Annotated in this window: 17 protein-coding genes; all 17 read left to right on the top strand. The window is 61.6% G+C overall.

Features of this window, described 5'->3' with window-relative positions; genetic code table 11:
- Position 1 precedes the first annotated feature (1 nt).
- The 17 genes from J5J83_RS19825 to J5J83_RS23270 all read left to right on the top strand — a co-directional run bounded on the left by J5J83_RS19825 (position 2) and on the right by J5J83_RS23270 (position 15,539).
- A complete protein-coding gene (locus J5J83_RS19825) occupies positions 2 to 211 on the top strand; it encodes a hypothetical protein (protein WP_212351651.1) in 210 nt (69 codons plus the stop codon).
- A complete protein-coding gene (locus J5J83_RS19820; RefSeq protein WP_212351650.1) occupies positions 208 to 546 on the top strand; it encodes a hypothetical protein in 339 nt (112 codons plus the stop codon). The genes J5J83_RS19825 and J5J83_RS19820 overlap by 4 nt, the downstream gene beginning before the upstream one ends.
- On the top strand, positions 543 to 1,073 hold the full coding sequence (locus J5J83_RS19815) for a terminase small subunit (RefSeq protein WP_212351649.1): 531 nt from the start codon (positions 543 to 545) through the stop codon (positions 1,071 to 1,073). Before J5J83_RS19820 ends, J5J83_RS19815 begins: the two co-directional genes overlap by 4 nt.
- A gap of 134 nt (positions 1,074 to 1,207) precedes the next feature.
- Entirely contained in the window at positions 1,208 to 2,527 is a 1,320-nt protein-coding gene (locus tag J5J83_RS19810) for a terminase (RefSeq protein WP_249115795.1), read from the top strand.
- A gap of 37 nt (positions 2,528 to 2,564) precedes the next feature.
- Positions 2,565 to 3,014 carry a hypothetical protein gene (locus J5J83_RS19805; protein WP_212351648.1) on the top strand — a complete coding sequence of 150 codons (450 nt, stop codon included), beginning with the start codon at positions 2,565 to 2,567 and terminating at the stop codon, positions 3,012 to 3,014.
- A complete protein-coding gene (locus tag J5J83_RS19800) occupies positions 3,007 to 3,513 on the top strand; it encodes a hypothetical protein (RefSeq protein WP_212351647.1) in 507 nt (168 codons plus the stop codon). Before J5J83_RS19805 ends, J5J83_RS19800 begins: the two co-directional genes overlap by 8 nt.
- 3 nt (positions 3,514 to 3,516) lie before the next feature.
- Positions 3,517 to 5,184, top strand: a complete 1,668-nt coding sequence (locus J5J83_RS19795; protein ID WP_212351646.1) for a portal protein — start codon at positions 3,517 to 3,519, stop codon at positions 5,182 to 5,184.
- Positions 5,185 to 5,195: 11 nt separating this feature from the next.
- Complete coding sequence (locus tag J5J83_RS19790; protein ID WP_212351645.1) at positions 5,196 to 6,581, top strand: SGNH/GDSL hydrolase family protein; 1,386 nt, start codon at positions 5,196 to 5,198, stop codon at positions 6,579 to 6,581.
- Between the two features lie 96 nt (positions 6,582 to 6,677).
- Positions 6,678 to 7,025, top strand: coding sequence for a hypothetical protein (locus tag J5J83_RS19785; RefSeq protein ID WP_212351644.1), 348 nt, complete (start codon positions 6,678 to 6,680; stop codon positions 7,023 to 7,025).
- Complete coding sequence (locus tag J5J83_RS19780) at positions 6,979 to 7,605, top strand: hypothetical protein (RefSeq protein WP_212351643.1); 627 nt, start codon at positions 6,979 to 6,981, stop codon at positions 7,603 to 7,605. The genes J5J83_RS19785 and J5J83_RS19780 overlap by 47 nt, the downstream gene beginning before the upstream one ends.
- Positions 7,606 to 7,617: 12 nt before the next feature.
- Positions 7,618 to 8,730 (top strand): major capsid protein, encoded by a 1,113-nt coding sequence (locus J5J83_RS19775; RefSeq protein ID WP_212351642.1) that lies wholly within the window; start codon positions 7,618 to 7,620, stop codon positions 8,728 to 8,730.
- A gap of 51 nt (positions 8,731 to 8,781) precedes the next feature.
- A complete protein-coding gene (locus J5J83_RS19770) occupies positions 8,782 to 9,195 on the top strand; it encodes a Bbp16 family capsid cement protein (protein WP_212351641.1) in 414 nt (137 codons plus the stop codon).
- Between the two features lie 12 nt (positions 9,196 to 9,207).
- A complete protein-coding gene (locus J5J83_RS19765; RefSeq protein WP_212351640.1) occupies positions 9,208 to 9,408 on the top strand; it encodes a hypothetical protein in 201 nt (66 codons plus the stop codon).
- A 76-nt stretch (positions 9,409 to 9,484) separates the two neighbouring features.
- Positions 9,485 to 10,093 carry a hypothetical protein gene (locus J5J83_RS19760; protein ID WP_212351639.1) on the top strand — a complete coding sequence of 203 codons (609 nt, stop codon included), beginning with the start codon at positions 9,485 to 9,487 and terminating at the stop codon, positions 10,091 to 10,093.
- A 1-nt stretch (position 10,094) separates the two neighbouring features.
- Entirely contained in the window at positions 10,095 to 12,140 is a 2,046-nt protein-coding gene (locus J5J83_RS19755) for a hypothetical protein (protein WP_212351638.1), read from the top strand.
- 154 nt (positions 12,141 to 12,294) lie between these two features.
- Entirely contained in the window at positions 12,295 to 13,245 is a 951-nt protein-coding gene (locus J5J83_RS19750; protein WP_212351637.1) for a hypothetical protein, read from the top strand.
- 173 nt (positions 13,246 to 13,418) lie between these two features.
- Positions 13,419 to 15,539 (top strand): transglycosylase SLT domain-containing protein, encoded by a 2,121-nt coding sequence (locus J5J83_RS23270; protein WP_212351636.1) that lies wholly within the window; start codon positions 13,419 to 13,421, stop codon positions 15,537 to 15,539.
- Positions 15,540 to 15,544: the final 5 nt, after the last annotated feature.

Here is a 15,544-nt window from a genome sequence, read left to right as displayed (position 1 = left end):
AATGCAGCACCCAGCACTTGCTGCTGTAGCCGACGAGATCAATCGGCGCGACGCTCAGATTGCCGAGCTGCGCGATGCGCTGTCGTGGTACGCAGAACGTGGAAACTGGAAGCGTGTCACGGCTGCGCGAACCTGGTCGAACTCCCCGGCGGCAGACGATCGCGGTTCGCGCGCTCGCGGCGTGCTTCTCACGCTCGAGGGTAGTCGATGAAGGGGTACCGCGTCGGAGAGGCGCATCCGCGTGCATTGCTCACCGAAGCCGAGATCGATCAGATGGTCGAGGACAGAGGCCCGGATAATGCTCCGAGAATGAGCTATTCGATGCTCGCCGCGCGGTATCGAGTGAGCAAGTCGTGTGTTCGAGACATCCTCAACGGGAACCGCCGGGGACGGGTGTGCGGTGAGAAACGGTACGTGAAACTGGAAATCGAGGTGTCGCTTCCGACCCGGGCGAAGATCCTTAGACGGGGCGGGAGCAAGTGGCTTGAGCAGGTCGTTGCAGAGGCATTCAGGGCATCATCGGGTGAAATGGAGAAAGAGGCATGAGCGGGACTGGTTGGACAAAGAAACTGTCTCGGTTTGTTGATGAGTACCTGAAGGATTTGAACGGAACGCAGGCTGCAATTCGTGCCGGATACAGCGAAAAGTCCGCGATGGTGCAGGCCTCGAAAATGTTAAAGAACCCCAAGGTAGCGGCGGCAATCGCAGAGCGCATGAAGGACCGCGAGAGAAGAACCGAGATAACTCAGGATAGGGTTTTACGCGAACTCGCCAGAGTTGCATTTTTCGACCCTCGGAAACTGTACCGAGATGACGGCTCTCCGAAAGACATCACTGAGCTTGACGATGACACTGCCGCTGCGGTAGCAGGACTTGAAGTGCTCGAGCAGTACGAGGGGTTAGGAGACGACAGGAAGTTCGTCGGATATCTGAAGAAATACAAGATCGCCGACAAGGGACAAGCTCTGACCAATGCAATGCGCCACCTCGGATTGTTCAACGACAAGCTTGACCTGAACGTTACCGGTCGTCTTGCTGAGCGCCTCGCACGTGCCAGGAAGCGTGCAGAGTGATCGATGTCGAGGACGAACTGATCGACATGGCGGCAGAGTGCTCGCATGATCCACTGTCGTGGGCACGCATGGCCTATGACTGGGGCGTCGGTGAGCTGGAGAAGCACCTTGGCCCCCGCGCTTGGCAGCGCGAAATGCTCGCCGAGATCCGTGATCACCTGCAGAACCCAGAGACGCGCCATCAGCCGCTGATGATCGCCCGCGCATCCGGACACGGCATCGGAAAGTCAGCCGGCATCGGCATGGTGGTGAACTGGGCGCTTTCGACCTGTGAAGACACGAAGGTCGTGATCACCGCCAACACCGATACACAGCTTCGGACGAAGACCGCTCCAGAGGTCGGCAAGTGGCAGCGACTGTCGATCACGTCGCATTGGTTCGACGTGCAATCGACGTCAATCTCGTCCAGGGACAAGGCACACACGAAGACGTGGCGCGCTGACCTGGTCCCGTGGTCCGAGCACAACACCGAAGCGTTCGCAGGCCTGCACAACGAAGGTAAGCGCATCGTGCTGATCTTCGACGAGGCATCGTCCATCAGCGACAAGGTGTGGGAGGTCGCAGAAGGCGCGCTGACCGACGAGGGAACAGAGATCATTTGGATTGCATTCGGTAACCCGACGCGCAACACCGGAAGGTTCCGCGAGTGCTTCAGACGCTTCAAGCATCGGTGGATTGCGCGCCAGATCGACAGCCGCACCGTTGAAGGCACGAACAAGGAACAGATCGCCAAGTGGGCGGCCGACTACGGAGAGGAATCCGATTTCTTCAAGGTCCGCGTGAGAGGGATGTTCCCGTCGATGTCTGCGCGTCAGTACATCGGCGAAGCAGACGTCACCGCAGCATACGGAAAACACCTTCGCCCCGAGCAGTACAACTTCGCACCGAAGATTCTTACCTGCGATCCTGCATGGGAAGGAAATGACGAACTCGTGATCGGACTCAGGCAGGGGCTGTCGTTCCGCATCCTGCACACCATGCCGAAGAACGACAACGACCTGATCGTTGCTCAGAAGCTTGCACAGTTCGAGGATGAGGAGCAGGCCGATGCGGTATTCGTTGACGCCGGATTCGGTACCGGAATCGTCTCTGCCGGCCAGGGCCTGGGGAGAGATTGGGTCCTGGTGTGGTTCTCCTCAGCATCAGGTGACATTGGGTGCCTGAACAAGCGCGCCGAGATGTGGAAAGCCGCGCGTGACTGGCTAAAGGCCGGTGGAGCCATTCCGGAAGACCCACAGCTGAGAGATGAACTGCAGGCTCCGGAACTTGTGCCGCGGATCGACGGCGCCATCCAGATCGAGAGCAAGAAGGACATGAAGGCCCGCGGCCTACCGTCGCCGAACCGGGCTGACGCGCTCGTGCTGTCCTTTGCATACCCAGTCAGGAAAAAGGATCCGATCGACGCGCTTCGCGCAAAGCATGGCCGACGTCAGGAGCACGACCCCTACGCATAGTGCGCGTGGTTTTGGAGTCGAGCGGTAAAACAGCGCCATGATCGCCGAGATATACACCGCCACTGAACACGATATCGAGTTCGTCTCCACGCACTTGCGTGAAGCTGATCGCCTCGAGCTTTCTCTTTCCCGTCCCGACGTATCTCCTGTACAGACGGTCATGGAATCCGTGCTGATGTCGCGGTGGTGCTGCTCGGCCAGGATCGACGAGGTTCCATCACTGCTGTTCGGGGTATGCGACTCGGCAGTCAAGGGAGTCGGAATCCCGTGGATGGTCAGTACGGACGGCATATCAAGGATCAAGCGCCCGTTCGTCAAGCGCTGCACCATCGTCGTCGATCGCATGCGCAACGACTTCCGCACGCTCTACAACCGAGTCCATCGCGAGAATGCAATCGCCATCCGATGGCTCGAGTGGCTCGGATTTGAGGTGGAGCGAACAGATGACGAGTTTCTGAACTTCTGGATGGGGAAAGAAAATGTGTGATCCGGTAAGCGCTACTGTTGCTGTCGGGGCCTTGACCGGCGCGGCATCCATCGCAGCGGCCAACAAGCAAGCAAAGGCTCAGGAGAAGGCTCAGAAGTCACAGCTTGCGGCGCAGAAGGAAGCCCAGGCACAAGAGCTCGCCCAGCAACAGGCCGCCATGGCCGCGCAGGAAGAACAGGCGCAGAAGCAGCTCGCGCTGCAACAGCAGCAATACGCGGCTCAGCAGCAGCAGTTCGACGCGCAGCGCACCCTCGCCGAGCAGCAGCTTGCCGCCCAGCAGGCCGCCACCCTGCAGGCACAGCAGGCGCAGCAGGCACAGCAGCTCGCTGCGGAGCGGTCGTTCAACAAGCTGAACCAGAAGCAGCCGAACGTCGGCGACATGCTCACCGGAAACCGACGGCAGGCCGAAGGCGGCGGATCCGGCACGATGCTCACCGGTCCGTCTGGCATCTCCATGGATCAGCTTTCTCTCGGCAAGAACACCTTGCTCGGGGCGTAATCAATGGCACCGATCCCGCACGACAAGATCCTCGCCAGATGGGGCGCGCTGAAGAACGAGCGTTCGTCGTGGATCACGCACTGGCGGGACATCAGCGACAACATCCTGCCTCGCACCGGGCGCTTTCTCGCGTCCGACCGCAACCGCGGGGAGCGCCGACACAACGCGATCTATGACTCGACAGGCACCCAGTCCTTACGGGTGCTGGCCGCCGGCATGATGGCGGGCATGACCAGCCCGGCGAGACCCTGGTTCAGGCTGGCCACTGCAGACCAAGAGATGATGCGATACGAGCCGGTCAAGGTATGGCTGCACGACGTCACCCGGCTCATGCTGAACGTGTTCTCTCGCTCGAACACCTACCGCGCCCTGCACTCGATCTACGAGGAGCTTGGCGCGTATGGCACGGCGAGCACGATCCTTGAAGACAACTACAAGACCGTCCTGCATCACCACAGCCTGACAGCCGGTGAGTTCGCGATTTCGACAGACCATCTCGGCCAGGTTGTGACTCTGTATCGCGAGCTCGACATGTCCGTCGCGCAGCTGATTGGACAGTTCGGCCGCGAGAAGGTCAGCCACAGGGTGCGACAGCTGTACGACCACGGGAATCTCGACGCGTGGGTGCGTGTGATCCATGCGATCGAGCCGCGGCGCGACCTGGACCCGAAAAAGCGTGATGCACTCAACATGCCGTGGAAGTCAGTCTATTTCGAGGAAGACTGCGACGCTGGACGCTACCTGCGGGAATCAGGCTTCGAGAGTTTTCCCGCGCTGTGCCCGCGCTGGTCGGCATCCGGCGGCGACATCTACGGGAACAGCCCGGGCATGGAAGCGCTGGGTGACATTCGCCAATTGCAGCACGAGCAGCTGCGCAAGGCTCAGGCCATCGACTACATGACGAAGCCGCCGCTTCAGATGCCGACGCAACTGAAGAACAGCATGATCGACACGCTCCCCGGTGGCGTGACCTTCGTCGATCTCGCCTCCCCCACTGGCGGGATACGTTCTACGTTCGAGGTGCGGCTCGATCTGAATCACCTGCTTGTAGATATCCAGGACGTCCGCCAGCGAGTGCGATCCGCGTTCTACGCAGATTTGTTCCTGATGCTCGCCAACGGTGACAACGGCCGCATGACTGCGACAGAGGTCGCTGAGCGTCACGAAGAAAAGCTGCTCATGCTCGGACCTGTGCTCGAGCGGCTGCACAACGAACTGCTCGATCCGTTCATCGAATCCACGTTCGCGCGGATGATCAAGGCTGGCGTGCTCCCCCATCCTCCGCAGGAACTGCAGGGTATGAACCTCAATGTGGAGTTCGTATCGATGCTCGCCCAAGCGCAGCGTGCAGTCGGCACCAACTCCGTTGATCGGTATGTCGGCAACCTCGGCGCGATCGCCCAAATGAAGCCCGACGTGCTCGATCGATTCGACTCCGACGAGTGGGCCGAGATTTATGCGGACATGCTCGGCGTTGATCCGCGCCTGATCGTCGCCGATGACCAGGTGGCCATGATCCGGCAGCAACGAGCCCAAGCCCAACAGCAGGCAGCACATGCGGAGCAGATGGCTCAGGGCGCGCAGACGGCCAAGAACCTCGCAGCGGCCGACACCAGCGGCGACAACGCGCTCACGAACGTGATGCAGATGTTCAGCGGATACAACTCGTAAAGGGAATCGACATGGGAAACAAGGTTATCGACGGCACCGTCGCCTGGATCGTTGATGAAGATACTGGCGAGGTGGTCGGGCACAAGATGAAGGACGGCACGGAACGCGGCGTGCTGACGACGAAATTCAATCAGGGCACCGGGGGGATTGAATTTTCGGCAGGCTCCGAAGATCCGAGGATCGTCACGACGAAGCCGCGTAGCGCGGCCGGCGCTTCCTCTGCTGGGGGGAAGATCGTCGCAATGCCAACGGCGAATTGCACGTATTTGATCACTCGCACAGCCGAGGCACCGTTTCATGCCGTGCGTGCTCGCGTTGCCTGTATTGACGTAGCGTCTCCATCGGTAACGATCGGGATGACCGCGGCCGCACACAACACGCTTGTCGATGGGGCAAACAATGCTCCGAGCGGAACGCTCACTGCGATGTCGTTTGGCGGATCTGCGGGCGTGACGGTGCCGGTCGCCGCGTCTGCTGCCCGCCCGTCTTATGCTGTCAGCGACTGGCTGCCGCTTGAGTCTGTACCTCGCGTCGATGTGCCGGGCGGACTTCCAGTCGTTCAGGTTCGACACTTTCAGAATGCGCTCCCGCATGGAGGTCGCAGCGCGGATGCGTACTGGGATAGTGCAGATGCGCTGCTCGGCGGACGAAAGGAGATCTCGCGGAGATACCCCGGTCAGAACTACTTGACGAACGGGCCTGGAATGACCGGAACATCATTTCTTACCGTCACGCCAATTATCGATATCGAGTTTCTATATTCCGTTCCGTGTCTGAGCGTCGCCGTCTTCGGAGATTCAATCGCCGAAGGCGCTGCCCTCACAACTCGAAAATACTTGACGCATTTCCACCGCGCGGCTTTCGGTATGAGCACGCAATTGCGGCCGATTGAGATACGAAATTACGGATGGGGTGGTGCGACGACAGCCGAGGTTTATCAGCGTGCGCGAGATTATCTGCTCGCGAAGGACGCGGACGGGCTGTACATCAACAACCCGACCGCGCTTGCATACAACATCGGCAGCCCGAATGACTCGGCCCCGAGTGCATCTGTCGTCGGTTCCGCGAGGGTAATGGCGTATGAAATTGCGCGCATCTGCGCAGCCCGTGGGATCGTTTTTTGCCCTGTGTCTGTCACTCCTCGCACGAACACCTCTGCGAACACCACGAGCACCTATGACGCGACAGCAACCGAGTTCCGCCGCGCGTTCAATGCCGAGATGATGGGGCGAGTTGGACCGTACTGGCTACCGATCGACGTTGCGTCAGTTGCCGAAAGCGCATCCGATCCGTCGCTTTGGAGCGCGGCGGGCACGATCGACGGTATTCACCCGTCCGACGACATGACTACGATCATGGCTGCTCCGGTAGCGGCTGCTCTGGCGCGGCTAATCTAATCCCCTCGTGCACGTACCTTGAACGAAGGCCCGCCGATGAGCGGGCCTTTTTGCTTGGGTGCGCGTGGTTTTTCAGAGCCGCGATAACTTTCGCCCATGCCCCAATTCGACCCCCTCGACCTCAAAGGACAAGAGCGCGCAAAGCTCAAGCAGGACGAGCGCGCGCGCATCTGCGCAGAGCAAGAGGCTGACGACATCAAGTGGCTGATGGGTGACAAGCGGGGCCGCAGGATCGTGGCGCGGCAGCTGGATCTGGCCGGAGTGTTTCGCAGCAGCTTCACAGGCAACAGCGAGACGTTCTTCCGAGAGGGTCAGCGCAATGTCGGGCTGGTGCTGCTCGCAAAGATCCACAGCCACGCGCCAGAACAGTACGCAGTGATGCTCAAGGAGCAAGCGAATGACGCAGGAAACGATGATGACGGACGCGACCGCAACGCCCACTGAAGGCGCAGCCGCATCGACCGAAGCCACTCAAACCGCAGCAGTTGCGGCGCCGGTGGTTGAACAGCAGCAGGTTGCACAGCAGGCGGTGGAGGCCGCGCCTGTCGTCGACCCGGTGCCCGATCAGTATGCCGATTTCACGTTCGAGGACGGCGGCGCCATTGATCAGGAACTGGCCGGCGATATCAAGGCAACGGCAAAGGACCTCGGACTCACCCAAGCGCAAGCGCAGAAGCTGGCCGATCTGGCAGCCAAGCGCACAGCGGCGGCCAATACTCAGCAGCAGGAGATGATCGCCAAAGCTCGGACCGAATGGGCCGACCAGGCGCGCGCTGACTCCGAGTTCGGCGGCGAGGCGCTCGAATCGAACCTGGCCACCGCAAAGAAGGCGCTCGACACGTTCGGGTCGCCTGAGCTCAAGGCCCTGCTCAACGAGTCTGGGCTCGGAAATCACCCGGAGATCATTCGGGCGTTCTACCGGGCAGGCAAGGCAATCAGTGAAGACCGCATCGTCACGGGCGGCGCAGGCGGACAACGGGCACCCGATGCCCGCAGGCTCTACCCCAACAGCAACATGAACTAAGGAGCATCATCCATGAAGCAAGTATTGAAGTCCCGCGTGTTTCAAATGGTGGCCTTCGGCCTCATCGCGTTGGCGATGTCGGTCACCGGCCACGCCGATCCATCGACTGCACTCGGTCTGATGTTCATCGGCTCCACCCTGGCAACCACAAACCCGACCTTGGCCGATCTCGCGAACCGGATGACACCGGACGGAAAGATCGATCCGATGATCGTCGAGATCCTGACCCAGACGAACGAAGTGCTCGACGACATGACGTTCATCGAGGCCAACGGGTACGCGGAGCACAAGACCACGATCCGCAGCGGTCTGCCGGCCGGCACCTGGCGCAAGCTGAACTATGGTGTGCAGCCCGAGAAGTCCCGCACCGTGCAAGTCAAGGACTCGCTCGGAATGCTCGAGACCTACGCCGAAACCGACAAGGCGCTGGCCGATCTGAACGGCAACTCCGCCGCATGGCGCATGTCCGAGGACCGCGCGTTCATCGAGGGCCTGAACCAGACAATGGCAGCCACCCTCTTCTACGGTGACAGCTCGCTCGATCCCGAGAAGTTCATGGGTCTGGCACCGCGCTACAACAGCTTGTCGGCCGAGAACGGCGGCAACATCATCGACGCCGGCGGCACTGGCAGCGATAACGCCTCGATCTGGCTTGTCGTGTGGGGCCCGAATACCTGCCACGGTCTCTATCCGAAGGGCTCGCAGGCCGGTCTTCAATCCCGCGACCTCGGCGAAGAAACCCTGACCGACGCCAACGGCGGGAAGTACCAGGGCTACCGCTCCCACTACAAGTGGGACAACGGGCTCACGCTGCGCGATTGGCGTTACGTGGTTCGGATCGCCAACATCGACGTGTCCGACCTGACGAAGAACGCGTCTGCCGGTGCTGACTTGATTGACCTGATGACCCAGGCCATTGAACTCATTCCCAATCTCGGTATGGGCCGCCCGGCCTTCTACATGCCGCGCAAGATCCGCAGCTTCCTGCGCCGGCAGATCACCAACAAGGTCGCCGCTTCGACACTGACGATGGATGAAGTCGGCGGCAAGAAGGTTGTGTCGTTCGATGGCGTCCCATGCCGCCGCTCCGACGCCCTCCTGCTCACCGAAGCCCGCGTTGTGTAATTGACCAGGGGCGGGCCGAGCGCTCGCCCCATCATCGAAAAGGATTCGACCATGCTTATCGACAAGGCACTCCAGGTATCCAGCGAGCAGGCTGTCACCAGCTCGGCCGCCTCGACCGACGTCATCGACTTCGGCCAGGCCAACCCCAACAGCGGCATGTCCGGTCACCTGTCCGCCGTCATCACGACCGACGAGGCAGCTACCGCATCAGGCGCAGCAACCGTCACTTTCTCCGTTCAGGACTCGGCCGATAACTCATCGTTCGCAGACGTAGCCGTGACCGCAGCGATCGGCAAGGCGTCGCTCACTGCCGGAGCGCAGATCGTCATCCCCATGCCGATCAAGCATCGCCGCTATGTGCGCGTCTATTACACCGTCGGCACCGGGCCACTGACCGCCGGCAAGTTCTCCGCCCAGGTCGTCGCCGGCATCCAGGCGAACACCGCCTACCCCGACGCGCTGTAATCGGGTGACGCCATGGAAGTGATCGCCACCAAACCCGGATACCACGGAAAGCTGCGCGCCGTGGGCGACAGGTTCGATGTGCCGCCCGGATCGAAAGCAACGTGGTTCTCCCCCGCCGAGACTGGCGGAAAGCAGCCGGCAAAGCGCGCGGCGAAATCTGCACAGGAAGCGGGCGACGAGTCTGGCGGCAATGCGGCCGGCGATCTCGTTTAGGTATCTCCTCCACTCCTCTTAGGGAGTCTTTCGGGGGTCGTCGGAAACGTCGACCCCCTCTTTTTTGGGGTTGAATATGGCCAGCGAAATCGATATTTCAAACCTCGCTCTCGGACGGCTCGGTGACGATGCGACCGTCGCAAGCCTGTACCCGCCGGAAGGGTCAGCGCAGGCCGAGCACTGCGCTCGCTTCTACCCGGTCGCCCGGGACACGCTGCTCGAAATGCACGGCTGGGGGTTTGCAACCAAGCGCGCGACGCTCGCCGCGGTGTCTGGGTATTCCGGCGCGTGGGCTTACGCCTACGCGATCCCGGGAGATTGCATCAAGGTTTTCACGGTGCTGCCGGTGGGTGCCACTGACGAGGCGGCCGAGGCGCATGACTTCGTGCGCGAGTTGCTTCCGAGCGGGCAGGTTGCCGTCTGCACGAACCAACCCGTTGCAACGATCAAATACTTGGCCAGGGTGACGGACACGACGAAGTTTTCTCCGCTGTTCGTTGATGTGCTGGCATGGCTGCTCGCGTCCTATCTGGCCGGCCCCATCATCAAGGGCGATGCAGGCATGAAGATGGCTCAGCAGTGTTTCGGCGTGGCCATGTCCATTCTCGGCCGTGCGACCGCATCTGATGCGAACCAGCGGCACGGCGAGCCGACGCATACGGTCGGCTGGATCGCGGGGCGCTGACATGGCAAACGTTCGCACCCTTCAGCGATCATTCGGCGGTGGAGAGGTCACGCCGGAGTTCTTCGGCCGCATCGACGATGTGAAGTATCAAACCGGCCTGGCCACATGTCGAAACTTCATCGTGCTCCCGCACGGCCCGATCACGAACCGGCCCGGCCTTGAATTCGTGCGTGAGGTGAAGGACTCCACGAAAAAAACGCGCCTGATCCCTTTCACGTTCGACGTCGACCAGACCTTCGTAATTGAGCTTGGTGCCGGGTATTTCCGTTTCCACGCACTGGGTGCGACGCTGCTCGACGGCGGGGTTCCATACGAAATCACGAACCCCTACGCGGAATCGGATCTGTTCGACATCCACTATGTCCAGTCGGCAGATGTGCTCACCCTGGTGCACCCGAACCACGCGCCGCGCGAGCTTCGCCGGCTGGGCGCACTGAGTTGGGCGCTGACGACGATCTCGTTTGCGTCGTCATTGGCCGCGCCGACCGGCGTCAGTGCTTCCGCATCCGGCGGGACAGGCACCACCTACCGATACGTGATCACCGCCGTCGGCGAGCAAAGTCTCGACGAGTCGCCTGTTTCTGCATCGGCATCGTGCTCCGGGGATCTGTTCGCGACGGACGCCTACAACACGATCACCTGGTCGGCCGTGACCGGCGCGCAGCGGTACCGCGTCTATAAGCAGAGCAATGGCCTGTACGGGTACATCGGGCAAACCGATGGCGTCACGTTCAAGGACGACAACATCGCAGCGAACATCGGCATCACGCCCCCGGAGCCGAGCAACCCGTTTGATAGCGCGAACAACTACCCAGGCGCGGTGACCTACTTCGAGCAGCGGAGATGCTTTGCCGGCACGCTCAACAAGCCGCAGAACATCTGGATGACGAGAAGCGGGACAGAATCGAACCTGTCCTATTCGATCCCATCGCAGGACGACGACGCGATTGGGTTCAGGGTGGCCGCACGAGAGGCGAGCGCGATTCGGCACATGGTCCCACTCACCAGCCTTGTGCTATTGACCAGCGCGGTGGAGTGGCGCGTCTCGACCATCAACTCGGATGCGATCACCCCGAGCACGGTCAGCGTGCGACCGCAGTCCTACATCGGCGCGAGCAACGCACAGCCGGTCATCGTGAACAACAACCTCATCTATGCCGCGGCGCGGGGCGGACATGTCAGGGAACTGGCCTACAACTGGCAGGCATCCGGCTACGTCACTGGCGACCTTTCGTTGCGTGCGCCGCACCTGTTCGACGGCCTGACCATCGCCGACATCACCTATGCCAAGAGCCCGCAGCCGGTGGCCTGGTTTGCATCGAGCAGCGGCAAGCTGCTGGGCCTGACATACGTCCCTGAGCAGCAGATCGGCGCCTGGCACCAGCACGACACCGCGGGCGATATCGAGTCGGTGTGCTGCATCCCAGAAGGGCACGAGGACGCGCTCTATGTAGTCGTCCGCAGGGACATCGACGGCTCGAGCGTGCGTTACGTCGAGCGTATGCGGCCCCGGGCGTTCGATGCGCTGGAAGACTGCTTCTATGTCGATTCAGGCCTGACCTATGAGGGCGCGCCGGCAGACGAGATCAGCGGGCTCGATCACCTCGAGGGCGAGACGGTATCCATCCTCGCAGACGGCGCGGTGCATCCGAAGCGAGTCGTTACCGGTGGCTCGATCACACTGGAAGTCGAGGCGAGCAAGGTGCATGTCGGGCTGCCGATCACGGCGGATGCGAAGACGCTGCCCCTTGCCATCGAGCTTCGTGAAGGGGGATTTGGGCAAGGCCGGCAAAAGAACGTGAACAAGGTGTGGCTGCGCGTGTATCGGTCGTCCGGAATCTTCGTAGGCCCCTCCGAGACGGCATTGACGGAAGCCAAGCAGCGCACCACCGAGCCATACGGCACCCCGCCGAGCTTGAAGTCGGAAGAGGTTCCGGTCGTGATCACCCCGAGCTGGGGCGATGGCGGCCAAATCGTCGTGCGCCAGACCGATCCGCTGCCGCTGACGATCGCCTCGATGTCGCTGGAAGTTGCCATCGGCGGGTAATGATTGCTTCACCCGAAAGGAGGTGATCCAGTCGCAGGCCGCGCGCCTGCAGCGCCGTGAGGCGATCTATCCCGCAGCCGGATCCAATGCATAGTGCGCGTGGTTTCAACGCAGCGCCCGAGAATCAGCCAATCGCAGCAATCAGGTTTGCATCATGGCGCTCGGAATGACCTACTCGGGAGGGTTCGGACCCACCTATAACTGGGGTGGCGGGGGCGGCACGCTGCTGACCGGAGCCTCCGGATCGTCGTCCTCTAACCTCGGTGGGTTTGCGACAAGCCTCGGCGGCGCCCTTTCGATTTCCGGCGCGGTCACTTCGATGATCGGCAGCTACTACTCGGCGAAGTCAGCCCAGAGCGCGGCGAACTTCCAGGCCGCATCGGCGAAAAGCGCGATGCAGTTTCAGGGCCAGCTTGGCGAGCTCAACGCCGCGCACATGCAGACCATGTACGCCAACAGCAATGCCAAGTCTGCGCTCGCGCTCGATCAGGGAAAGCTTGCTGGCGAGCAGAACACCCTGGCGCTGCAGTACCAGATGGAGACGAACAAGCTTTCCCTCGACTACCAGGCGTCGGTTGCCGAGAGCAACGCCAGATTGCGCGAACTGCAGGCGCAGTCTGCGATGCTCCAGGGGGAGCGTCAGGAGCAGTCCGTTCGGCTCAATACGTCGCGCATCAAGAGCCGGCAGCGCGTCTCCATGGCGGCCAGCGGCGTCGACCTCGGCGGCGACTCGGCCGTCAATCTGCTCACCACAACGGACGTGATGGGCGAGATCGACGCGATCATGGTGCAGTCGAATGCCGCGCGCGCTGCGTGGGGATACCGAACCGAGGCCGTGAACGACACAAATCAGGCTGCATTCGCGCGTGCCAGTGCCTCCACGATCAACCCGGCCGACGCCGCCCGGCTGGCGGGCCCTGCTCCTATCGACCCGAACGTGATCGCGGCCGACTACTCGAGCATGTATGCGCTCTACAAGGCGCCGACCATTCCATACATGCCGGGTGGCAGCGCAATCAGCCCGATCGGGTCGGCCTTTACGTCACTGCTCGGATCGGCATCCTCCATCGCCGGCCAGTGGTACCAGTTCCAAAGGAATAGCTGATGCCGCGCGTTCCAACATACGACGACTTTCAGGTTGCTCCCAACCAGCTTTCTGGCGGATTCACAGGTCAGCAGATACAAGCCGATCCGCTCGTCACGCAAACATCGCGCAGGCCAATGGGCCCAGGTGCCGCCACGCCACTTCCGACCCCGCAACGGACATCGTTGCCGGGTGTGCAGCAGATCGACGCAGGGGCGCAGGCGCGCGCGCTGGGCACAGCCATGCAGCAGCTCGGCGGGACGATCAGCCGCATCGAACTGGATGCGATGCAACAGGCGAACCAGCTTCGCGTCGACGATGCACTGAACAAGGCAAAGGAGGTCGAGCTTCGGCTGACGCTCGATCCTCAGGCGGGATTCACCAGCGCCAAGGGCATCGCAGCGCTTGAGCGCCAGAGCGGGAAGCCGCTTGCTGACGAGTACAGCGAAGCCTTCGCTGACGAGATGCGCAAGATCGGTGAAGGCCTTGGAAACGACGCGCAGAAGATGGCCTTCAGCCAAGCCACCGGCAAGTTGTCGCAACAGTTCAGGGCGTCAGTGATGACGCATGAGGCAAGGCAGTTCCAGGAATACGCCATGTCGGTGCGTGAAGGAACGATCGCAACGCGCATGGACGAGATCGGAAAGCGGTACAACAACCCCGAAGTCGTCGATGAGGCCGTCGCATCGATCAAGGCAGCGACCTACGACCAGGCGCGACTGCTGGGGAAGTCAGCAACGTGGGCCGAGTCTCGCGTCCAGGAAGCAACCAGCAAAGCGCACAAGCTGGCGCTCGCTGCAGCGATACAGAACAACGACATCCTTTATGCGGACGGATACCTGCGCAAGTACGGTGACCAGATGCAGGCTGATGATCTGCTGCAGGCGCGCGGGCTGATCACGAAGGAGATCGACACCCGGGTGGCCGTGTCCGTGGCCACCGAAACGATGGGAAAATTCGCCCCGAAGTTGCGCACCAGTGAAATCGATCGCGCCTTCAATGTCGCGGTCGGAACGGAGTCGAATGGAAAGCAGTTCGACGCGAACGGCCAGCCGCTTACCAGCAGTGCCGGCGCTATCGGCATCGCCCAGGTAATGCCCGATACCGCTCCGGAAGCAGCCAAGCTCGCCGGTCTAGCGTGGGATGAAAAGCGGTACCGCACCGATGCCGACTACAACTACGCAATCGGCAAGGCCTACTTCGCAGAGAAGTTGCGCGAAAACTCCGGAGACCTGGCCAAGGCATATGCCGCATACAACGCCGGGCAGGGCCGGCTGCAGGAGGGCATGAAGAAGGCGCGGGAGGAAGGCGACTCTGCCGCGTGGCTCGACTACATGCCGGCGGAGACGCGCGATTACGTCACCAAGAACATGAAGGAATACGGAGCCGGCGGCGGTGCCCATCAACGCCCCACGCTGGCTGACATGAAGGCGGAGCTTCGCGCGCATCCACAGATCGCCGGTAACCCCGCTCGCCTTCGCGCTGCAGAGTCCGCGCTTGAGTCGCAATTCAAGGACATCGAGGCCGCGGCGAAGCAGATGGAAGACGACGCCACCGATGCCGCATACAAGGCGCTTTACCAGAATGGTGGGCGCATGGAGCAGCTGCCCGTGGACGTCCGCGCGAAGATCCCGGGCGACAAGCTGAACGCAGTCATGAACTTCGCCCAAAGCATCGCGAAGAATGGCGGCGCAACGCACGACCCCAAGGCATGGGCCCAGATTGTGAGCCTTCCTCGCAGCGATCTGGCCGCGATGACGCCTGCCAAGTTTTACGAGCAGTTCCGACCGGTGCTCGACGATGCCCACCTCGAAAAAGGCTATGCGCTGATTGCCGACGCTCAGGGGAACGCCACCGACAAGCACCTCGACATCATCACGACTGCGAGCAGGATCAAGCAGGCGGCGATCGAGGGCGGAATCCTGCCGGCGACCGGAAAGGCCAACGACAAGGAGGTTCTCTCCTTCGCTCAGTTCGAGCGCGTTGTCGATGAGCGCGTGCGCCAGTTCGAGCAGGTAGATCTCGGCGGCAAGCGGAAAGCCAACAGTCAGGAACTGCAGCAGATCGTGGATCGAACCATGCTCGACAAGGTGTATGTCGCCGAGTGGGGCCGCGATCCGCAAAAGCCCGTCGCCCTGATCGCCCCCGAACAGATGGACAAGGCCTATGTGAATGTTGGTGGCCGAGAAGTCCGCCTGTCGTCCATTCCCCCCAACCAGCGCGCGCTGATCGCTTCCAAGATGCAGGCGCGCGGGATTCCCGTTACCGAGCAGCAAATCGCTGAACTGTGGGTCGCCGCCGGCCGCCCGCAATAACCGGA

The organism is Azoarcus sp. L1K30 (assembly GCF_018122735.1).
Classification (GTDB): Bacteria; Pseudomonadota; Gammaproteobacteria; order Burkholderiales; family Rhodocyclaceae; genus Parazoarcus.
Note: the sequence above shows the minus strand (reverse complement) of the source record. Positions and strands in the feature narration are given on the sequence as shown.

What these genes read in the sequence shown, in the direction of transcription:
- J5J83_RS19825 (WP_212351651.1), top strand. Translation starts at nt 2, where the DNA reads ATGCAGCACCCAGCACTTGCTGCTGTAGCCGACGAGATCAATCGGCGC.
- J5J83_RS19820 (WP_212351650.1), top strand. Translation starts at nt 208, where the DNA reads ATGAAGGGGTACCGCGTCGGAGAGGCGCATCCGCGTGCATTGCTCACC.
- J5J83_RS19815 (WP_212351649.1), top strand. Translation starts at nt 543, where the DNA reads ATGAGCGGGACTGGTTGGACAAAGAAACTGTCTCGGTTTGTTGATGAG.
- J5J83_RS19810 (WP_249115795.1), top strand. Translation starts at nt 1,208, where the DNA reads ATGCTCGCCGAGATCCGTGATCACCTGCAGAACCCAGAGACGCGCCAT.
- J5J83_RS19805 (WP_212351648.1), top strand. Translation starts at nt 2,565, where the DNA reads ATGATCGCCGAGATATACACCGCCACTGAACACGATATCGAGTTCGTC.
- J5J83_RS19800 (WP_212351647.1), top strand. Translation starts at nt 3,007, where the DNA reads ATGTGTGATCCGGTAAGCGCTACTGTTGCTGTCGGGGCCTTGACCGGC.
- J5J83_RS19795 (WP_212351646.1), top strand. Translation starts at nt 3,517, where the DNA reads ATGGCACCGATCCCGCACGACAAGATCCTCGCCAGATGGGGCGCGCTG.
- J5J83_RS19790 (WP_212351645.1), top strand. Translation starts at nt 5,196, where the DNA reads ATGGGAAACAAGGTTATCGACGGCACCGTCGCCTGGATCGTTGATGAA.
- J5J83_RS19785 (WP_212351644.1), top strand. Translation starts at nt 6,678, where the DNA reads ATGCCCCAATTCGACCCCCTCGACCTCAAAGGACAAGAGCGCGCAAAG.
- J5J83_RS19780 (WP_212351643.1), top strand. Translation starts at nt 6,979, where the DNA reads ATGACGCAGGAAACGATGATGACGGACGCGACCGCAACGCCCACTGAA.
- J5J83_RS19775 (WP_212351642.1), top strand. Translation starts at nt 7,618, where the DNA reads ATGAAGCAAGTATTGAAGTCCCGCGTGTTTCAAATGGTGGCCTTCGGC.
- J5J83_RS19770 (WP_212351641.1), top strand. Translation starts at nt 8,782, where the DNA reads ATGCTTATCGACAAGGCACTCCAGGTATCCAGCGAGCAGGCTGTCACC.
- J5J83_RS19765 (WP_212351640.1), top strand. Translation starts at nt 9,208, where the DNA reads ATGGAAGTGATCGCCACCAAACCCGGATACCACGGAAAGCTGCGCGCC.
- J5J83_RS19760 (WP_212351639.1), top strand. Translation starts at nt 9,485, where the DNA reads ATGGCCAGCGAAATCGATATTTCAAACCTCGCTCTCGGACGGCTCGGT.
- J5J83_RS19755 (WP_212351638.1), top strand. Translation starts at nt 10,095, where the DNA reads ATGGCAAACGTTCGCACCCTTCAGCGATCATTCGGCGGTGGAGAGGTC.
- J5J83_RS19750 (WP_212351637.1), top strand. Translation starts at nt 12,295, where the DNA reads ATGGCGCTCGGAATGACCTACTCGGGAGGGTTCGGACCCACCTATAAC.